Source organism: Vibrio sp. 1151_11, assembly GCF_029478525.1.
Lineage (GTDB): Bacteria > Pseudomonadota > Gammaproteobacteria > Enterobacterales > Vibrionaceae > Vibrio > Vibrio anguillarum.
This window is the reverse complement of sequence record NZ_SHMN01000017.1, coordinates 24121-41203: the sequence shown is the minus strand read 5'-3', so window position 1 is coordinate 41203 and position 17083 is coordinate 24121. Positions and strand designations below refer to the sequence as shown.

Here is a 17083-nt window from a genome sequence, read left to right as displayed (position 1 = left end):
AGTCAGTTTTATGTAAACACTGACAAAACAAATAGTTACTTGGAAGCATTGATATGAGCTTGTTAGAGGTTAAGCAATATTTTAACAATCCGCCAGTCATTTTGTCTGAATCTCGGCCATAAAAAAACCCGCTCATTGAGCGGGTTCATCACTTAGTCCAGATAAATGAACTTATAGTACGTCGATCGCATTAAGGTCAGCGAAGGCTTTCTCTAAACGAGCAACCATCGATGCTTGACCAGCACGTAGCCATACGCGTGGATCGTAGTATTTCTTGTTTGGCGCAGATTCACCCGTAGGGTTACCAATTTGACCTTGTAGGTAATCATGGTTTTCAGCTTCGTACTGACGGATACCGTCCCAAGTTGCCCACTGAGTATCAGTATCGATGTTCATTTTGATAACACCATAGCTGATTGACTCTTTGATCTCGGCTTCAGAAGAACCAGAACCACCGTGGAATACGAAGTTTAGAGAGTTCGCTGGAAGGCCAAATTTCTCAGAAACATACGCTTGTGAATCACGTAGGATAGTTGGAGTCAGTACCACGTTACCCGCTTGGTAAACACCGTGTACGTTACCGAAAGAAGCTGCGATAGTGAAACGGTGGCTCACTGCGCTCAATTTCTCGTAAGCGTAAGCTACGTCTTCAGGAGAAGTGTACAGCTCAGATGAATCCATGTCTGAGTTGTCAACGCCGTCTTCTTCGCCACCAGTACAACCCAGTTCGATCTCGATAGTCATACCCATTTTAGCCATACGCTCTAGGTATTTCGCACAAGTTTCAACGTTCTCTTCTAGAGACTCTTCAGAAAGGTCTAGCATATGAGAAGAGAATAGAGGCTTACCAGTTTGAGCGAAGAACTCTTCGCCTGCGTCTAGTAGACCGTCGATCCAAGGAAGTAGTTTCTTCGCAGCGTGGTCAGTGTGAAGAATAACAGGCACACCGTAAGTTTCTGCTACAGCGTGAACATATTTCGCGCCAGCAACCGCACCTAGGATTTGTGCACCTTGACCAGCAAGTTTAACGCCTTTACCAGCAAAGAAAGCCGCGCCACCGTTAGAGAACTGAACAACCACTGGCGCTTTAACTTTAGATGCAGCTTCAAGAACCGCATTGATAGAGTCAGTGTTCACTACGTTTACTGCAGGAAGAGCAAAGTTATTTTGTTTTGCAACTTCAAATACTTTCTGTACGTCATCGCCAGAAATTACGCCTGGTTTTACGAAATCGAAGATCTTAGACATGGATTTGATCCTATTTTTTCTATCGTTTTAAAAATAAAACAGTTAAGTTTAAATTCTTGCAAACGTTTGCTCACAACTGGCGTCATTCTATCAGAATAAAAACACACGTGCAGCAAACAAGAAAGCGGGAATCACTCCCGCTTTCATTAGTCATTAAGCTTTCGCGCGTGCTTCTAGCATTTCAACCGCTGGTAGTACTTTACCTTCAACAAACTCAAGGAATGCACCGCCGCCAGTAGAGATGTAAGATACGTCGGCTTTGATACCGAACTTGTCGATTGCCGCTAGTGTGTCACCACCACCAGCCACTGAGAAACCTGCAGATTTCGCAATCGCTTCAGAGATACCTTTTGTACCTGCTTCGAAGTTTTTGAATTCAAATACGCCAACAGGACCGTTCCATAGAATGGTTTTTGCGTTAGCGATGATTTCAGCCAGTTGTGCGGTTGAGTCTGGACCTAGGTCGAAAATCATATCGTCATCTTGAACATCCGCCACGTTTTTGATTTCCGCTTCTGCGTTTTCATCAAAGGCTTTTGCACAAGCAACATCTGTTGCTACTGGAATAGAACACTCTTTCATCAACTTTTTAGCCGTTTCAAGCAAGTCTGCTTCATATAGAGACTTACCTACGTTGTGGCCTGCTGCTGCGATGAAAGTGTTAGCAATACCACCGCCAACAACCAGTTGGTCAGCAATTTTAGATAGCGATTCTAGAACCGTTAGTTTAGTAGACACTTTTGAGCCACCAACGATAGCCACTAATGGACGCTCTGGGTTATCCATGGCTTTGCCTAGTGCTTCAAGTTCTGCTGCCAATAGTGGACCAGCACAAGCGATAGGTGCTTGCATACCAATGCCGTGAGTTGAGGCTTGTGCACGGTGAGCCGTACCAAATGCATCCATCACAAATACGTCGCAAAGAGCTGCGTATTTTTTAGATAGTTCTTCTTCGTTCTTTTTCTCGCCTTTGTTAAAGCGGACGTTTTCTAGAACAACAAGCTCACCTGCGTTTAGCTCTAGGCCATCTAGGTAATCTTTTGCCAGTTTCACTTCGCAATCTAGCGCGTCGTTTAGGTAATTAACCACTGGTAGTAGAGAGAACTCTTCCGCGTATTCGCCTTCAGTTGGACGACCTAGGTGAGAAGTAACCATCACTTTAGCGCCCGCCGCTAGGCAGTGCTGAATTGTTGGTAGCGATGCAAGAATACGTGCATCAGAAGTTACTTTGCCATCTTTCACTGGTACGTTTAGGTCAGCACGGATAAATACGCGTTTACCTGCTAGGTCCAGGTCGGTCATCTTGATTACAGACATGGTTTGTCCTCTCAAATATTAATAAATAAAGTTTTTGGAAACCCGGCAACCTTGCCGAGCCTATAAATTCTTCAAACTGGTTATCGATATGGAGATTTGAGTTATTTATTTCAAGCCTGAAAATAAATAAATCTCCATCATCCTGCTACTACTCGGATGCTTGCATTGCGAGTGCCGTATCCAGCATGCGATTCGCAAAGCCCCATTCGTTATCACACCAAACGAGCATTTTAACAAGCTGCCCGTTACTCACTCTTGTTTGTGAACCATCAACAATCGCACTATGGGGATCGTGGTTAAAATCGATGGAAACAAGCGGAGCTTCAGTATAGTCAACAATGCCACGTAATGTACACTGAGATGCGTTAACAATGGTTTGATTTACGTCATTAACTTTCACATTCGTATTAATTGTGACACTCAAATCCATCGCTGTGACATTAACTGTCGGTACGCGCACTGATATCGCTTCAAATTTGTTAGAAAATTTCGGAAAGATCCTTTCAATTCCTTTGTGCAACTTGGTGTCTACTGGAATGATGGATTGGCTTGCAGAACGTGTTCGACGCAAATCGGTGTGGTAGGCATCAATCACTTGTTGATCATTCATTGACGAGTGAATGGTGGTAATGGTTCCTGAATCGATACCAAACGCTTCATCAAGCACTTTAATAATCGGTACAATGCAGTTGGTGGTACAGGATCCGTTCGACACAATGCGATGTTCTGCGGTTAGCGTCTCATGGTTGACCCCATAAATGATTGTATTATCCAGATCATGTGAGCCGGGATGTGAAAAGAGTACCTTCTTTGCGCCTGCCTCAATGTGCTCCAAACCATCGGCTTTTGAGCCGTACACACCCGTGCAGTCGAGCACAATATCAACGCCTAAATCGCGCCATGGCAGAAGTTTGATTTCACTAAGGTGCAAAATTCGAATCGAGTCATACTCATCCAGCCCATGATGAACATAGATATGCTCTTGATCATTGGTGATCTTTTTACCAAATCGACCATGAGTAGTGTCGTATTGCAGTAGGTGCGCCATCGCATCAGGTAGCGCCAGCTCATTCACCGCTACCACTTTTATCTGCTGACTTTTTCCACTTTCATATATCGCACGCAGCACGTTGCGCCCGATACGTCCAAAACCATTGATCGCGACTTTAAGCATCATTCCATCGTCTTAACTTTTTTCGTGGTACAGATAGTAACCGATAGCGACCAAGAGCAACACCCCAAGCCATCAGTTGTCGCAAAAGATTCCGTTTCTAAACGGACTCAAGGTACAAGCAACGGCGGCTACGACAAGAAAGATGTCCATAAAAAATGGCTCACCAAACGGGAGCCATTTCATTTGCGGTATTGATGGTTTAAAAATTAACGTCAATACCTAACCAATAACGACGTCCATCTTCTACATAGCCATATTCTTGGTATGAAATTTCTTCATCGAGTAGATTGTAAATCGCACCTTTCAAGCTTACTTGAGAAGAAAGCGCGTAAGTGATGCCAGTATCGATGAACTGATAAGCTGGCTCAATCAAGCTGCTACGAGAAGGGCCAGTGACTGGGTTGCTCTCTTTTCCACGATAAGTCAGCTTCAACCAACTGCTCAAGTTGTCAGTCGCTTGCCAATCAATATCAGCGCTGAAGCGATGCTCAGGTTGTTGCTCAAGTGGCATACCTTGATATTTTCCGGTTTTTTGCTCTGAGTCAGTAAAGGTATAGCTCGCGTTGAAATAAACCGTTTCTGTGATAGGTAAACCGAGCGTACTTTCAACTCCACGCGTGTACGCTTCATCAACGTTCACTCGATAAGTGGGATCAGAACCCCACTCGTTCGGGCCTGCAGTACAGACGTTGCTTGGGCACACAACACGGGTAATTTTGTCTTTAAAATCATTATGGAAGAAAGTCAAACTCGCGTTAAGACCCGCTCCATTTTGGTACATCAACCCCAACTCTTTGTTGATTGAAGTTTCGGGTTTTAAATCTGGGTTGCCGTAGATATTACCGCCACCACTCACTTGCGCCCAATTTGGCGTGACTTCTCTGAGCTGCGGTGAACGGAAACCCGTTGCCACGCCACCTTTCAGAATCCACGCTGGATTGATGGTCCACACGCCATACGCTCTTGGGCTAAAATGAGAACCATAATTTTCATCGTGGTCAACACGGCCACCTAAGGTTAGGTTGAACGACTCGGTCATGCGCCACTCGTCTTCAACAAACGCCGCCCATTGAGTGCTTTCAATCTGAGTTAAATCAGAGGCTTTATTTGAGGTGAAATCTTCTAACTTTGAATGTGAAGCCTCAATGCCTACGGTTGCCGTATTGTTAGTCAATGGCACCACTAAGCTTGATTTAGCCACCGTATTGATGATCTCCATCTCACGGCTTTTATTGTTACTTACTTCACGTTGGACATAAGTATCTGACACACCATAGTCGCCCCAATCCCCTTGGTGAGAAAGGGAAATATAGGTTCTACGGTATTCGTTTAAGCTGTCTTCGCACCCACCTTTACAACCTGTCGTTGGCACGGATAACCCTACATTGCCTCGGCGATCTTGTGCGGAAGTACCCACTTCAAAAGTCAGATCATGTTGCTCATTAAGTTGGTAGTTCAACTTTGAAGTTAAACTTTTTAAGCTTTTGTCTTGGTAGCCACGTTCAATCTTATCTTCATCGCGCTCGGTGCTCTGTCCATAAACTTGCAGAGAAAGATTGTCGGCCAGTGGCCCTGTCAGGAAAAAGTTGACGCTGTTCTGATCGCCAGAATCGCGATTTTCTTGGAAAACCGTATCCAACTGAACACTGCCTGACCACTCTTGATTATCTTTTCGTGTGATGATATTGATCACACCACCAATGGCATCTGAGCCATATAAAGTCGACATTGGGCCACGAATTACTTCAATTCGTTCAATGGCTTGCAGTGGTGGCATCCATCCCTGCTCAATACCTGGGCCATCACTATTTGGTCGAGTTTGACGTGAAGATTGACGCTTACCATCGACTAACATCAAGGTGTAGTTTGAACTCATACCGCGCAAGCTGATGTCTGTTTTGTCACCACCTCCAGTCACCAACACGCCCGGCACACTGCGCAGTGCATCGGTTACATCACGATAATAACGTGATTGCAACTCTTCTCGTGTAATCACACTGATACTAGCTGGAGCCTGCGCTTGTGTTTGTTCAAAACCAGCCGCCGTCACCACTAATTTCTCATAAGATTGAATTTCTTCAGCGAACACGTGTGATGAGGTGAATAACCCGAGCGCCGCAGTAATTGCAACATTCAGCGGATTGAGTCTGGACATGTACCACTCCTTTAAATGATAATGATTATTAATTTCAGAGGTGGATTATTCATAATTTTGATGATTGAGATAGATAGACAGATGGAATGGTCGATACCGAATATGGAACACAGTGATGATTAGATTAAAAGGCCATTTTACTTATGCATGATTTCAGTGCGATCAAAGCTTTCCATGCTCTCTGTCAATACAAAAGCCTGACTGCGGCGGCGAAAGCGCTGGAACAGCCTAAGTCCACCCTCAGTCGACGTTTGGCGTCTTTGGAAAACGATCTCGGACAAGCCTTAATTGCTCGGCAAGGCAACCGTCTAACTTTGACTAAAGCTGGGCAAGTTTTTGCAGTCTATACAGAACAACTGCTTGAATTAGCAGAAAAAAGCCATGAAGCACTGCAAGAGTTTAATAACCAAATCAGCGGTGAAATGACCTTGGTGGTTCATCCGAACTTAATTCGTGGCTGGTTGAGCAACGTATTGGATGAGTTCATGCAAACCCACACCGAAATCAACATTCGACTCTACAGCCAATATGTGGCAGAAGAGTCACATATTGAGCCTGATTTACTGATTTGGATTGGCCCGTTTGCTCAACAAGGCTGGAGACGTGAATTGCTCGGCCATTGGCAATATTCACCTTATGCGTCGCCACACTATCTTGCCAATAACGACATGCCAGAGCATCCACAGGATCTAGTCAAACATCCTTGGATTGATTTTATCGCTTTTCGCCAAGAAGCCTTGGCTCTCATCCATCCTATTCACGGCAGCTATCTTTTACCTGCGCTCACAAGCCGCTTGCAGAGTGATAATTTAGCTATGCAAGCGGATGCGATAGCCAAAGGAAGAGGCATCGGCTTACTGCCGACATGGTTTGCCAAAGGCTTTGAACAAGCGCACCCAAACAGTGTGCAAGCATGTTTGCCAGAATGGTTGTCGCCACCCACTGAAATTAGTTGTCATTATCCAGCAGGCAGACATCCGCTCAAACTGCGTCTGTTTATCGACGCGCTACGTCAAGCCTGTCCTGAGGAATGGAAAGCACCATAAACATCAAGATCAAAAAAGCCCAGCGAATGACTCGCTGGGCTTTTGCATTAAAAACTAAACGACTTAAGCAAGCAACTCTTGTGCTTGTTTCACCACGTTTTCAGTTGTAAAGCCGAACATTTTGAACAGTTGATCCGCCGGTGCTGACTCACCAAAGGTAGTCATACCGATGATCTTGCCGCCAAAACCAACGTACTTGTACCAGAAATCCGCGATACCTGCTTCAATTGCAATACGCTTAGTCACGGCTGCTGGTAGTACGGCTTCGCGGTAGGCTGCATCTTGTTTATCAAACGCATCGGTTGATGGCATCGAAACTACGCGCACTTTCTTACCTTCGGCTGTAAGTTGCTCTGCGGCTTTTACCGCCAGTTCAACTTCAGAGCCAGTGGCAATCAGGATAAGCTCAGGCTGACCAGCGCACTCTTTTAGGATGTAACCACCTTTCGCGATATCCGCAACTTGCGCTTCGCTGCGTGGCTGCTGCGCTAGGTTTTGGCGAGAGAAAATCAGCGCTGATGGGCCATCTTTACGCTCAATCGCCAACTTCCATGCGACGGCTGATTCCACTTGATCACACGGACGCCATGTGCTCATGTTTGGTGTCAAACGCAGTGAAGCCACTTGCTCAACCGGTTGATGGGTTGGGCCATCTTCACCCAAACCAATCGAGTCATGAGTGTAGACTTGAATGTTCTGAATTTTCATCAGCGCGGCCATACGCATTGCATTACGGGCGTATTCCATAAACATCAGGAAGGTTGCGCCGTAAGGAACGAAGCCACCGTGCAGCGCGATACCATTCATGATGGCAGTCATACCGAATTCACGCACACCGTAGTGAATGTAGTTACCCGAGAAATCTTCCGCCGTGAGCGATTGAGAGCCCGACCACATGGTCAGGTTAGACGGTGCCAAGTCCGCCGAGCCGCCCATAAATTCTGGCAGCATTTTACCAAACGCTTCCAGCGCATTTTGTGACGCTTTACGTGACGCAATATTGGCTGGGTTAGCTTGAAGGTCAGCAATAATTTGACTCGCTTTCGCTTCCCATTCTGCTGGCAACTCGCCATTTACGCGGCGTTTGAACTCAGCGGCTTCGGCTGGGTAAGCGGCGGCGTACGCTTCAAACTTGGCGTTCCAATCGGTTTCTTTCGCCTGGCCAGCTTCTTTGGCATCCCACTGCGCGTAAATGTCGGCAGGGATATGGAAAGGTGCATGCGGCCAACCCAAGAATTCACGCGCCGCTTTGATTTCTTCAGCGCCTAAAGGGGCACCGTGACAGTCGTGTGAGCCCGCTTTGTTTGGCGAGCCAAAACCGATGATGGTTTTGGTGCAAATCAAGGTTGGACGAGGGTCTGCTTTTGCAGCCTCAATCGCGGCATTAATCGCTTCAGCGTTATGGCCATCAACCGCAGCAATAACATGCCAGCCGTAGGCTTCAAAACGTTTTGGCGTGTCATCAGAGAACCAGCCTTCCACATGACCATCAATAGAAATACCGTTGTCATCCCAAAACGCAATCAGTTTGCCAAGACCTAGCGTACCTGCAAGAGAACACGCCTCGTGCGAGATGCCTTCCATCAAACAGCCATCACCCATGAATACATAAGTGAAGTGGTCAACGATGTCGTGACCCGGTTTGTTGAACTGCGCCGCCAGTGCTTTTTCAGCCATCGCCATGCCGACCGCATTAGTAATACCTTGGCCTAGTGGGCCCGTGGTGGTTTCAATGCCCGGCGCGTAACCGTATTCTGGGTGACCCGGTGTTTTTGAGTGCAATTGACGGAAGTTTTTCAAATCATCAATCGACAGCGCGTAACCGCTCAGGTGCAATAAAGAGTAAATCAGCATTGAGCCGTGGCCGTTTGACAGCACAAAACGGTCGCGGTCAGCCCATTGTGGGTTTTGTGGGTTATGGTTTAAGTGACTACGCCAAAGAACTTCGGCGATATCGGCCATACCCATCGGTGCACCAGGGTGACCAGAGTTAGCTTGTTGAACACCGTCCATACTAAGAGCACGGATGGCATTGGCGAGTTCTTTATTAGAAACAAGGTTACGGGAAGACATGTCTGCTCCTGAGTGCATTAAGCGAATTCAAATTAACGGAAATGGGCTGAAAATAGCGCGGCTATTCTCTCAAAGCACTTTTCTCACTGCAAACGTTTTACTGGAGAAATAGTGCTCTTTAGCGCTTATTTTTAGGATAAAAAACCAAACTCCAATTTTTCATCTAAATTTAAGCAAACGTTTGGTTTACAGACAGGCGTAAAAATAACTTGTAATTCGACCATTCAAAACTAGAATAGACGTCTAGATGTAGAAATACCTACATAAACTAATGAATAACGATGGTGAGCGAAGCTTGCCATAGTCCAACGATTAAAAGTGGAGCTCACATGGTTAAGCACCTGTTTACTTCTGAATCCGTTTCAGAAGGCCATCCAGATAAAATTGCAGACCAAATTTCTGATGCAGTTTTGGATGCGATTCTAGAACAAGACATCAAAGCGCGCGTTGCTTGTGAAACTTACGTGAAAACCGGCATGGTCATGGTTGGTGGTGAAATCACTACCTCTGCATGGGTGGACATTGAAGAGCTTACTCGCCAAACCGTTCGTGAAATTGGTTACGTCAACTCAGAGATGGGTTTCGATGCCAATTCTTGCGCCGTTTTGAATACCATTGGTAAACAGTCACCTGATATCAACCAAGGTGTTGATAAGGCCGATCCTAAAGAACAAGGCGCTGGTGACCAAGGTATTATGTTCGGTTACGCGACCAACGAAACTGAAATCCTGATGCCGGCACCAATCACCTACGCTCACCGCTTGATGCAAAAACAAGCAGAAGTGCGTAAAAATGGCACGCTTTCTTGGCTACGTCCTGATGCGAAATCTCAAGTTACCTTCCAATATGACCAAGGTAAAATTGTCGGAATTGATGCAGTCGTTCTTTCAACGCAACATTGCGACTCTATCTCGACAGCTGACCTACGCGAAGGCGTCATGGAAGAGATCATTAAGCCTGTGTTGCCAGCCGAGTGGCTTAGCAAAGAGACCAAATTCTTCATCAACCCAACCGGTCGTTTTGTGATTGGCGGCCCAATGGGTGACTGTGGTTTAACTGGTCGTAAGATCATTGTTGATACCTACGGCGGCGCAGCGCGTCACGGTGGTGGTGCATTCTCTGGTAAAGATCCATCAAAAGTAGACCGTAGTGCAGCCTACGCGGCGCGTTATGTAGCGAAAAACATCGTAGCGGCAGGCCTTGCTGACCGCTGTGAAATTCAGTTGTCATACGCCATTGGTATCGCAGATCCAACCTCAATCATGGTCGAAACCTTTGGTACTGAAAAAGTATCACAAGAGATCATCATTGAAGCGGTACGCCAGCACTTCGACCTACGCCCATACGGCTTACAAGAAATGCTCAATTTACTGCAACCGATCTACAAGAAAACCGCCGCTTACGGTCACTTCGGCCGTGAAGAGTTTCCTTGGGAAGCGACTGACAAAGCCGCCATCCTGCGTGACTTTGCTGGCTTGAAGTAATTTTCAACCTAGTTTAAATTTGTAAGCCCTTGCTCATTCGCAAGGGCTTTTTTCTAGGAATGAATCTGTGCCTAATTTTGAGCTACATTACCGTGCGCAAGTAAAAGCAAAGCAGTGCATCACAACCGCTCGTCACTATTTTCAACACGACTTCCCTATGCCGAGTATCAACTATCAGTTGCGGGGAAAGGCGGCAGGTAAGGCTTATTTACAACGTTGGGAAATCAGACTGAATCCAGTGCTGTTTGCTGAAAATCAACGCGCCTTTCTCGATGAAGTGATCCCACATGAAATCGCCCACCTAATTACCTACCAGCGCTATGGTCGCGTTCCTCCACACGGTAAAGAGTGGCAGGCTGTGATGAATCAAGTGTTTCATTTACCAGCCAATACCACTCATCGCTTTGAAGTCTCTTCAGTGCAAGGTAAAACCTTTGAATATCACTGCGCCTGTGCACATTACCCGCTCACTGTCCGTCGCCACAATAAAGTGATGCGCAATCAAGCCATCTACCGCTGCCAACACTGTGCACAAACGCTCCATTTTACTGGCGTGCAGCTTTCCTAAATAAACTTGGGTTGCTGCTACTTGAATCTACAGCGGTGTGGTTACACCCATCTGCAATTAACAACAAAAACATCATTTATTATTCTTTAATCTGAGTGTTAGACTTATAAAAACCATACTTATATCAGTCTAAATGATGTCCTATTTTCGCTTATTGCTTGTGAATAGCAGCTTAGCTCTGTTCTCGTTTTGTGCACTAGCTGCGCCTCCCGCTTCCTTTTCTCAAGCTAAAAAAGAAGCATTGAAAATCTATCATGATCATCCAGTGAGCTTTTATTGCGGTTGTGACATAGCATGGCAAGGTAAGAAAGGCACGCCCGACTTACAAGCTTGTGGTTACCAAGTTCGCAAACAGCAAACTCGCGCCAGCCGCATTGAATGGGAACACGTCGTCCCTGCTTGGCAATTTGGCCACCAGCGTCAGTGCTGGCAACAAGGTGGGCGTAAAAATTGCACCAAAAATGATACTATTTTTCGTTCGATGGAAGCTGACCTCCACAACCTGACGCCGGCGATTGGCGAAGTCAACGGCGATCGTTCAAACTACAATTTCAATCAGTGGAATGGCGTAGAAGGTGAAAGCTATGGCCGTTGTGAAATGCAGGTCGATTTTAAACAACGCAAAGTCATGCCACCCGATAGAGCACGTGGCTCAATTGCTCGTACCTATCTGTACATGAGCCAAAACTATGGCTTTCAGTTATCCAAGTCCCAAACACAACTAATGCAAGCTTGGAATCGCCAATACCCAGCCGATGAGTGGGAATGCAAACGCGATCAGCGAATTGCCAAAGTTCAAGGCAACCACAACCCATTTGTGCAGCAACAGTGCCGTTCATGAGGTACTTTTTGTGGGCTATTTTCGTGATTGAAACTCGCCCTTGCCCCTTGTTTTTTCAGTGTAAAGCATCCATGTTAATGGCTATTCAACGTCAGGTAGGAACTATCCATGCGTATCCCTAGAATTTATCATCCGACTCCTCTTCAATCCTCAAGCATTATTGCTCTCAATGATGATGCGGCTGGGCATATTGGCCGGGTGTTACGCATGCAAGCGGGCCAAGAAGTACTGCTTTTTGATGGCAGTGGCGCGGAATTCCCAGCGGAAATTACCGAGGTCAGCAAAAAAAATGTGCTGGTCAATGTATTGAAAAGAGTCGAAAGCAGCTGTGAATCGCCTCTTAATTTACACCTTGGGCAGGTGATCTCGCGTGGAGACAAAATGGAGTTCACCATTCAAAAATCGGTCGAACTTGGCGTCAATACCATCACGCCTTTGATTTCTGAACGTTGCGGCGTGAAATTAGATGCCAAACGTTTTGAGAAAAAACTGGAACAGTGGCAAAAAATTGCAATCAGCGCTTGTGAGCAGTGCGGCCGCAATATAGTGCCGCTGATCCGCCCAATTATGCAGTTGGAAGAGTGGTGTGCCGAACCCAGTGATGCGCTCAAGCTCAACTTACATCCACGTGCGAAGTATTCGATTAATACCCTGCCTCAACCCATCAATAAAGTCCGTTTGTTGATTGGCCCTGAAGGGGGCTTATCAGAATCAGAAATTAGCATGACTGAACAGTACCATTTTGAAGAAACCTTGCTAGGCCCACGCGTACTGCGTACTGAAACTACGGCCTTAACGGCTATTACTGCTCTTCAAGTTCGCTTTGGCGATCTTGGCTAACCGGAGAAAAACAATGATTAAACTTGGTATCGTCATGGACCCTATCTCGTCCATTAACATCAAAAAAGATTCCAGCTTTGCCATGTTGCTAGAAGCGCAGCGTCGTGGTTATGAAATCCACTATATGAAGATGAATGATCTACACTTAGATCAAGGTGTCGCTTTTGCCGATACCAAAGTGGTGACATTAAAAGAAGATCCGAACGGTTGGTATGAGTTTTTATCTGAGCAAACTATTCCACTGGCTGATCTCGATGCAGTATTGATGCGTAAAGATCCGCCGTTTGACACTGAATATATCTACGCAACCTACATTCTAGAACGAGCAGAAGAAGCAGGAACATTAATCGTCAATAAGCCGCAAAGCTTACGTGACTGCAATGAGAAACTGTTTACGGCATGGTTCCCTGAACTAACGCCAACCACCATAGTGACGCGTAAAGCGGAAAAAATTAAAGCCTTCCGCGCGCAACATGGTGATGTGATTTTAAAACCGTTAGACGGTATGGGCGGGGCATCTATCTTCCGCGTTAAAGAGGGTGATCCAAACGTATCTGTCATTATCGAAACATTAACTAACCACGGCCAAAACTACTGTATGGCGCAAACTTTTGTACCTGACATCAGCAACGGTGATAAACGTATTTTAGTGGTCGATGGTGAACCAATGCCTTACTGCCTAGCGCGAATTCCGGCACAAGGCGAAACCCGTGGCAATTTGGCAGCTGGTGGCCGTGGTGAAGCGCGTCCGCTAAGCGAAACCGATAAAAAAATTGCTCAAACTATTGCCCCAACATTGAAAGAAAAAGGCTTAATCTTTGTCGGACTTGACGTTATTGGCGACAAGCTCACTGAGATCAACGTGACGAGCCCTACGTGTATTCGTGAAATAGAGGCCGCCTTTGATATCTCAATTACCGGTAAGTTGATGGACGCGATTGAGCGTCGAATCAACAAGTCATGCTGAACTGGGCAAACTCTTGCCCAGTAATTTGCGATAGGTTGGAGGCAGTATGAATCTTACAAATCATTTTTTAGTCGCCATGCCAAGTATGAGAGACCCTTACTTCAAGCACAGTGTTATTTACATCTGTGAGCACAATGAAGAGGGGGCGATGGGCTTGATGATTAATGTGCCGATTGATATCACCGTGGGCGGCATGTTAAACCAAGTCGATGTTGAGCCAAGCTACCCGAAGCTTCAACTTGATAGCCTAAAAAGGCCCGTATTGAATGGCGGTCCTGTTTCTGAAGATCGCGGTTTTATCCTACATCGACCGAAAGATCATTATGAATCCAGCATCCGTATGAGCGATGACATTGCCGTCACCACATCGAAAGATATTTTAGCGGTACTGGGCACGGATGCCGAACCAAGTCACTATCTTGTGGCTCTGGGTTATTCTGGCTGGGAGCCCGGTCAGCTTGAGTTAGAGCTGGCTGAAAATTCTTGGTTAACCATTGAGGCCGATCCAGAGGTTATCTTTAATACGCCCATTCACGATAAGTGGAATCAGGCGATTAAAAAACTCGGCATTGATCCCATCCAACTCTCAGCGCAAGCTGGGCATGCTTAACTTTTACGGCTCTAACCTTTACGGCTCTAACTAGGTAACGCGCCTTTTTAGAGCCTTCGTTGCAACATTCAAGATACTGATTATGACATCCAGAACCATTATGGCTTTTGACTTTGGCACCAAAAGCATCGGCAGTGCGATTGGCCAAGAAGTTACAGGCACCGCATCGCCACTTAAAGCCTTTAAAGCCAATGACGGAATTCCACATTGGGAAGAGATCGAAAAGCAGATCAAAGAGTGGCAACCCCATTTATTGGTGGTAGGGCTACCAACAGATTTGCACGGCAAAGCATTAGAAACCATTACCCCACGAGCCAAAAAATTTGCGCAGCGTTTACACGGGCGCTTTGGCTTAGCCGTCGAGATGCATGACGAACGGCTTTCAACCCGGGAAGCCCGCGCCGACTTATTTGCCATGGGCGGCTATAAGGCGCTGAGCAAAGGCAATGTCGATTGCCAATCAGCCGTAGTGATCTTAGAGAGCTGGTTTGAAGCGCAATGGGGCGCTTAACTTAACCTCGCGTAACTTAACTTTAATACAGCGGTGCAGAACAATCCCGAATCGAATTCGGGATTGTTCGTCTTGAACTGCAACTATTCCATATCAATCTGCACGTTATCCAATGTGCCACTGCTGATCCCTTCGCCACGCTTTGTTTTTAACATTAAACGCAAATCGTTAGCCGAGTCAGCGCTGTGCAGTGCATCTTGTTCACTGATTTTGTCATCAACGACCAGTTGATACAGTGCTTGGTCAAAAGTCTGCATCCCCACTTCTTTTGATTTGCCCATCGTCGCTTTCAATTCGTGCAGATCACCACGGCGGATCAAATCGGAAATTCGAGGGCTGTTGAGTAAAATCTCAAACACACCATGTCGTCCCTTGCCATTCTTATCGCGGATCAACTGCTGCCCCACGACGCCTTTGAGGTTCATTGATAGATCAAACAAAAACTGCTCTTTTTGCTCTTTAGGAACCAAATGCAAAATTCGCTCAAGCGCTTGGTTGGCATTGTTAGCATGTAACGTTGCCATACATAAATGACCTGTCTCGGCAAAGGTCATCGCATATTCCATCGTTTCACGTGAACGGATCTCACCAATTAAAATCATATCAGGGGCTTGGCGCAGCGAGTTTTTCAGAGCCACTTCGTAACTCTCGGTATCCAACCCCACTTCTCGCTGGGTCACAATGCAACGCTGATGCTCATGCACAAACTCAATCGGATCTTCCACTGTTAAAATATGCCCAGTTCGGTGCGAGTTACGATAGCCCGTCATGGCCGCCATGGTGGTCGATTTGCCCGACCCCGTCGCGCCTACCACCAGCACCAGCCCACGCTTTGCAATCGAGAGATCTTGCAACACACCCGGTAACTTTAATTCTTCAAAAGTGGGGATATGAGTTTCAATGCGGCGGATCACCGCACCGGGCAGCTCACGTTGGAAAAAAGCACTGACACGAAAGCGGCCAATCTCTCTCACCACTGCAAAATTGGCTTCACGTGTACGTCGAAATTCACGGCGGCGATCCTCATCCATCATGGCATCTAACAACGCCATCACCTGCGTTTGGGATAACTTTTCGCCATGAGCTCTTAACTCTCCATCGACGCGAAATAACACTGGCGCTCCTACGGTGAGGTACAAGTCGGAAGCTTTTTGAGTCAACATACCCTCAAGACATTGGTTCAGTTCCATGAGCTCTCTCTTAAAATGGTGATGAATTGACTTCCAGTTTTTTCTGCACTTCTTCTTGATCGACAATACCTTGCGCAATCAACTGTTTGGAATTCTGTTCCATGGTTTGCATGCCATGCGCCGCACCCGTTTGGATGATGGAATACATCTGCGCAACCTTATCCTCGCGGATCAAGTTACGAATCGCAGGAGTGGCAAGCATAATTTCATGACATGCGACGCGGCCTCCACCTAAACGTTTTAGCAGCTTTTGCGCAATCACGGCTCGCAATGATTCAGAGAGCATTGAACGAACCATCTCTTTATCACTACCGGGAAACACATCAATGATCCGGTCGATGGTTTTCGCCGCAGAGCTGGTATGTAACGTGCCGAACACTAAATGCCCGGTTTCAGCCGCGGTTAACGCTAAGCTGATGGTTTCTTGATCGCGCAGCTCACCGACTAAGATTACATCCGGATCTTCGCGCAGCGCCGAGCGTAGCGCCGCTTTAAAACTGTGGGTATCTCGGTGCACTTCACGTTGGTTAACCAAACATTTATTGTTGCTATGCACAAACTCAATGGGGTCTTCAATGGTTAAAATGTGTTTGTTGTGATGAGAATTAATGTAATCAACCATTGCTGCCAGTGTGGTCGACTTACCCGACCCTGTTGGCCCGGTCACCAGTACCAATCCTTTCTCATAATTGGCGATTTTATTAAAAATGTCAGGCGCTTGTAGTTCTTCCAAGGTTGGGATCACCGTAGGAATCGTCCGGAAAACCGCAGAGCAGCCACGAGATTGATGGAAAGCATTGACACGAAAACGCCCTACATTAGGCAGCTCAAATGAGAAATCCACTTCCAGTTTTTCTTCAAATTCACTACGCTGAGCATCGTTCATGATCTCAAAAATCAAACGATGCACGTCAGCATGAGTAAAAGCAGGCACTCCGAGCTTTCTTACTTCACCATCTATCCGTACCATAGGTGGAACACCTGCAGATAGGTGTAGATCCGAAGCGTTGTGCTTTACACTAAAATCCAGTAGCTCAGCGATATCCATTTAATTTCCTT

Annotated in this window: 15 protein-coding genes; 8 read left to right on the top strand and 7 right to left on the bottom strand. The window is 46.3% G+C overall.

All coding sequences use genetic code 11. From position 1 onward, the window contains the following. Positions 1-171: 171 nt before the first annotated feature. The 4 genes from fbaA to EXZ60_RS12950 all read right to left on the bottom strand — a co-directional run bounded on the left by fbaA (position 172) and on the right by EXZ60_RS12950 (position 5894). Positions 172-1248 carry a class II fructose-bisphosphate aldolase gene (fbaA, locus tag EXZ60_RS12965; protein ID WP_013857804.1) on the bottom strand — a complete coding sequence of 359 codons (1077 nt, stop codon included), beginning with the start codon at positions 1246-1248 and terminating at the stop codon, positions 172-174. 153 nt (positions 1249-1401) lie between these two features. After that, positions 1402-2565 carry a phosphoglycerate kinase gene (locus EXZ60_RS12960; RefSeq protein ID WP_026027969.1) on the bottom strand — a complete coding sequence of 388 codons (1164 nt, stop codon included), beginning with the start codon at positions 2563-2565 and terminating at the stop codon, positions 1402-1404. Positions 2566-2713: 148 nt separating this feature from the next. Next, positions 2714-3739 (bottom strand): erythrose-4-phosphate dehydrogenase, encoded by a 1026-nt coding sequence (gene epd, locus EXZ60_RS12955; protein ID WP_026027970.1) that lies wholly within the window; start codon positions 3737-3739, stop codon positions 2714-2716. Positions 3740-3938: 199 nt separating this feature from the next. Then, entirely contained in the window at positions 3939-5894 is a 1956-nt protein-coding gene (locus EXZ60_RS12950) for a ligand-gated channel protein (RefSeq protein WP_094128465.1), read from the bottom strand. 143 nt (positions 5895-6037) lie between these two features. On the opposite strand from EXZ60_RS12950, the gene EXZ60_RS12945 reads away from it, so the two are divergent. Next, a complete protein-coding gene (locus tag EXZ60_RS12945) occupies positions 6038-6940 on the top strand; it encodes a LysR family transcriptional regulator (RefSeq protein WP_017049521.1) in 903 nt (300 codons plus the stop codon). 63 nt (positions 6941-7003) lie between these two features. Here EXZ60_RS12945 and tkt read toward each other — a convergent pair whose 3' ends face one another. Further along, positions 7004-9013, bottom strand: coding sequence for a transketolase (gene tkt, locus EXZ60_RS12940; RefSeq protein ID WP_017049522.1), 2010 nt, complete (start codon positions 9011-9013; stop codon positions 7004-7006). Positions 9014-9342: 329 nt separating this feature from the next. On the opposite strand from tkt, the gene metK reads away from it, so the two are divergent. The 7 genes from metK (at position 9343) to ruvX (ending at position 14834) form a co-directional block, all read left to right on the top strand. Next, positions 9343-10497, top strand: a complete 1155-nt coding sequence (gene metK, locus EXZ60_RS12935; protein ID WP_026027375.1) for a methionine adenosyltransferase — start codon at positions 9343-9345, stop codon at positions 10495-10497. A 67-nt stretch (positions 10498-10564) separates the two neighbouring features. Then, positions 10565-11065, top strand: coding sequence for a SprT family zinc-dependent metalloprotease (locus tag EXZ60_RS12930; protein WP_277435806.1), 501 nt, complete (start codon positions 10565-10567; stop codon positions 11063-11065). Positions 11066-11198: 133 nt separating this feature from the next. Next, positions 11199-11906 (top strand): deoxyribonuclease I, encoded by a 708-nt coding sequence (gene endA / locus EXZ60_RS12925; protein WP_277435805.1) that lies wholly within the window; start codon positions 11199-11201, stop codon positions 11904-11906. A 108-nt stretch (positions 11907-12014) separates the two neighbouring features. Then, entirely contained in the window at positions 12015-12746 is a 732-nt protein-coding gene (rsmE, locus tag EXZ60_RS12920; protein WP_088720814.1) for a 16S rRNA (uracil(1498)-N(3))-methyltransferase, read from the top strand. A 13-nt stretch (positions 12747-12759) separates the two neighbouring features. Next, positions 12760-13713, top strand: a complete 954-nt coding sequence (gene gshB / locus EXZ60_RS12915) for a glutathione synthase (RefSeq protein WP_088720813.1) — start codon at positions 12760-12762, stop codon at positions 13711-13713. Between the two features lie 46 nt (positions 13714-13759). Further along, entirely contained in the window at positions 13760-14323 is a 564-nt protein-coding gene (locus tag EXZ60_RS12910) for a YqgE/AlgH family protein (RefSeq protein ID WP_017045507.1), read from the top strand. Between the two features lie 82 nt (positions 14324-14405). After that, positions 14406-14834 (top strand): Holliday junction resolvase RuvX, encoded by a 429-nt coding sequence (gene ruvX, locus EXZ60_RS12905; protein ID WP_017045508.1) that lies wholly within the window; start codon positions 14406-14408, stop codon positions 14832-14834. An 83-nt stretch (positions 14835-14917) separates the two neighbouring features. On the opposite strand, the gene EXZ60_RS12900 is transcribed toward ruvX, so the two are convergent. Both EXZ60_RS12900 and EXZ60_RS12895 read right to left on the bottom strand, forming a co-directional pair. Then, entirely contained in the window at positions 14918-16024 is a 1107-nt protein-coding gene (locus EXZ60_RS12900; protein ID WP_277435804.1) for a PilT/PilU family type 4a pilus ATPase, read from the bottom strand. A gap of 10 nt (positions 16025-16034) precedes the next feature. Further along, the gene (locus EXZ60_RS12895) at positions 16035-17072 is read right to left on the bottom strand and encodes a type IV pilus twitching motility protein PilT (RefSeq protein ID WP_013857819.1); all 1038 of its coding nucleotides are present in this window, start codon (positions 17070-17072) and stop codon (positions 16035-16037) included. Positions 17073-17083 lie beyond the last annotated feature (11 nt).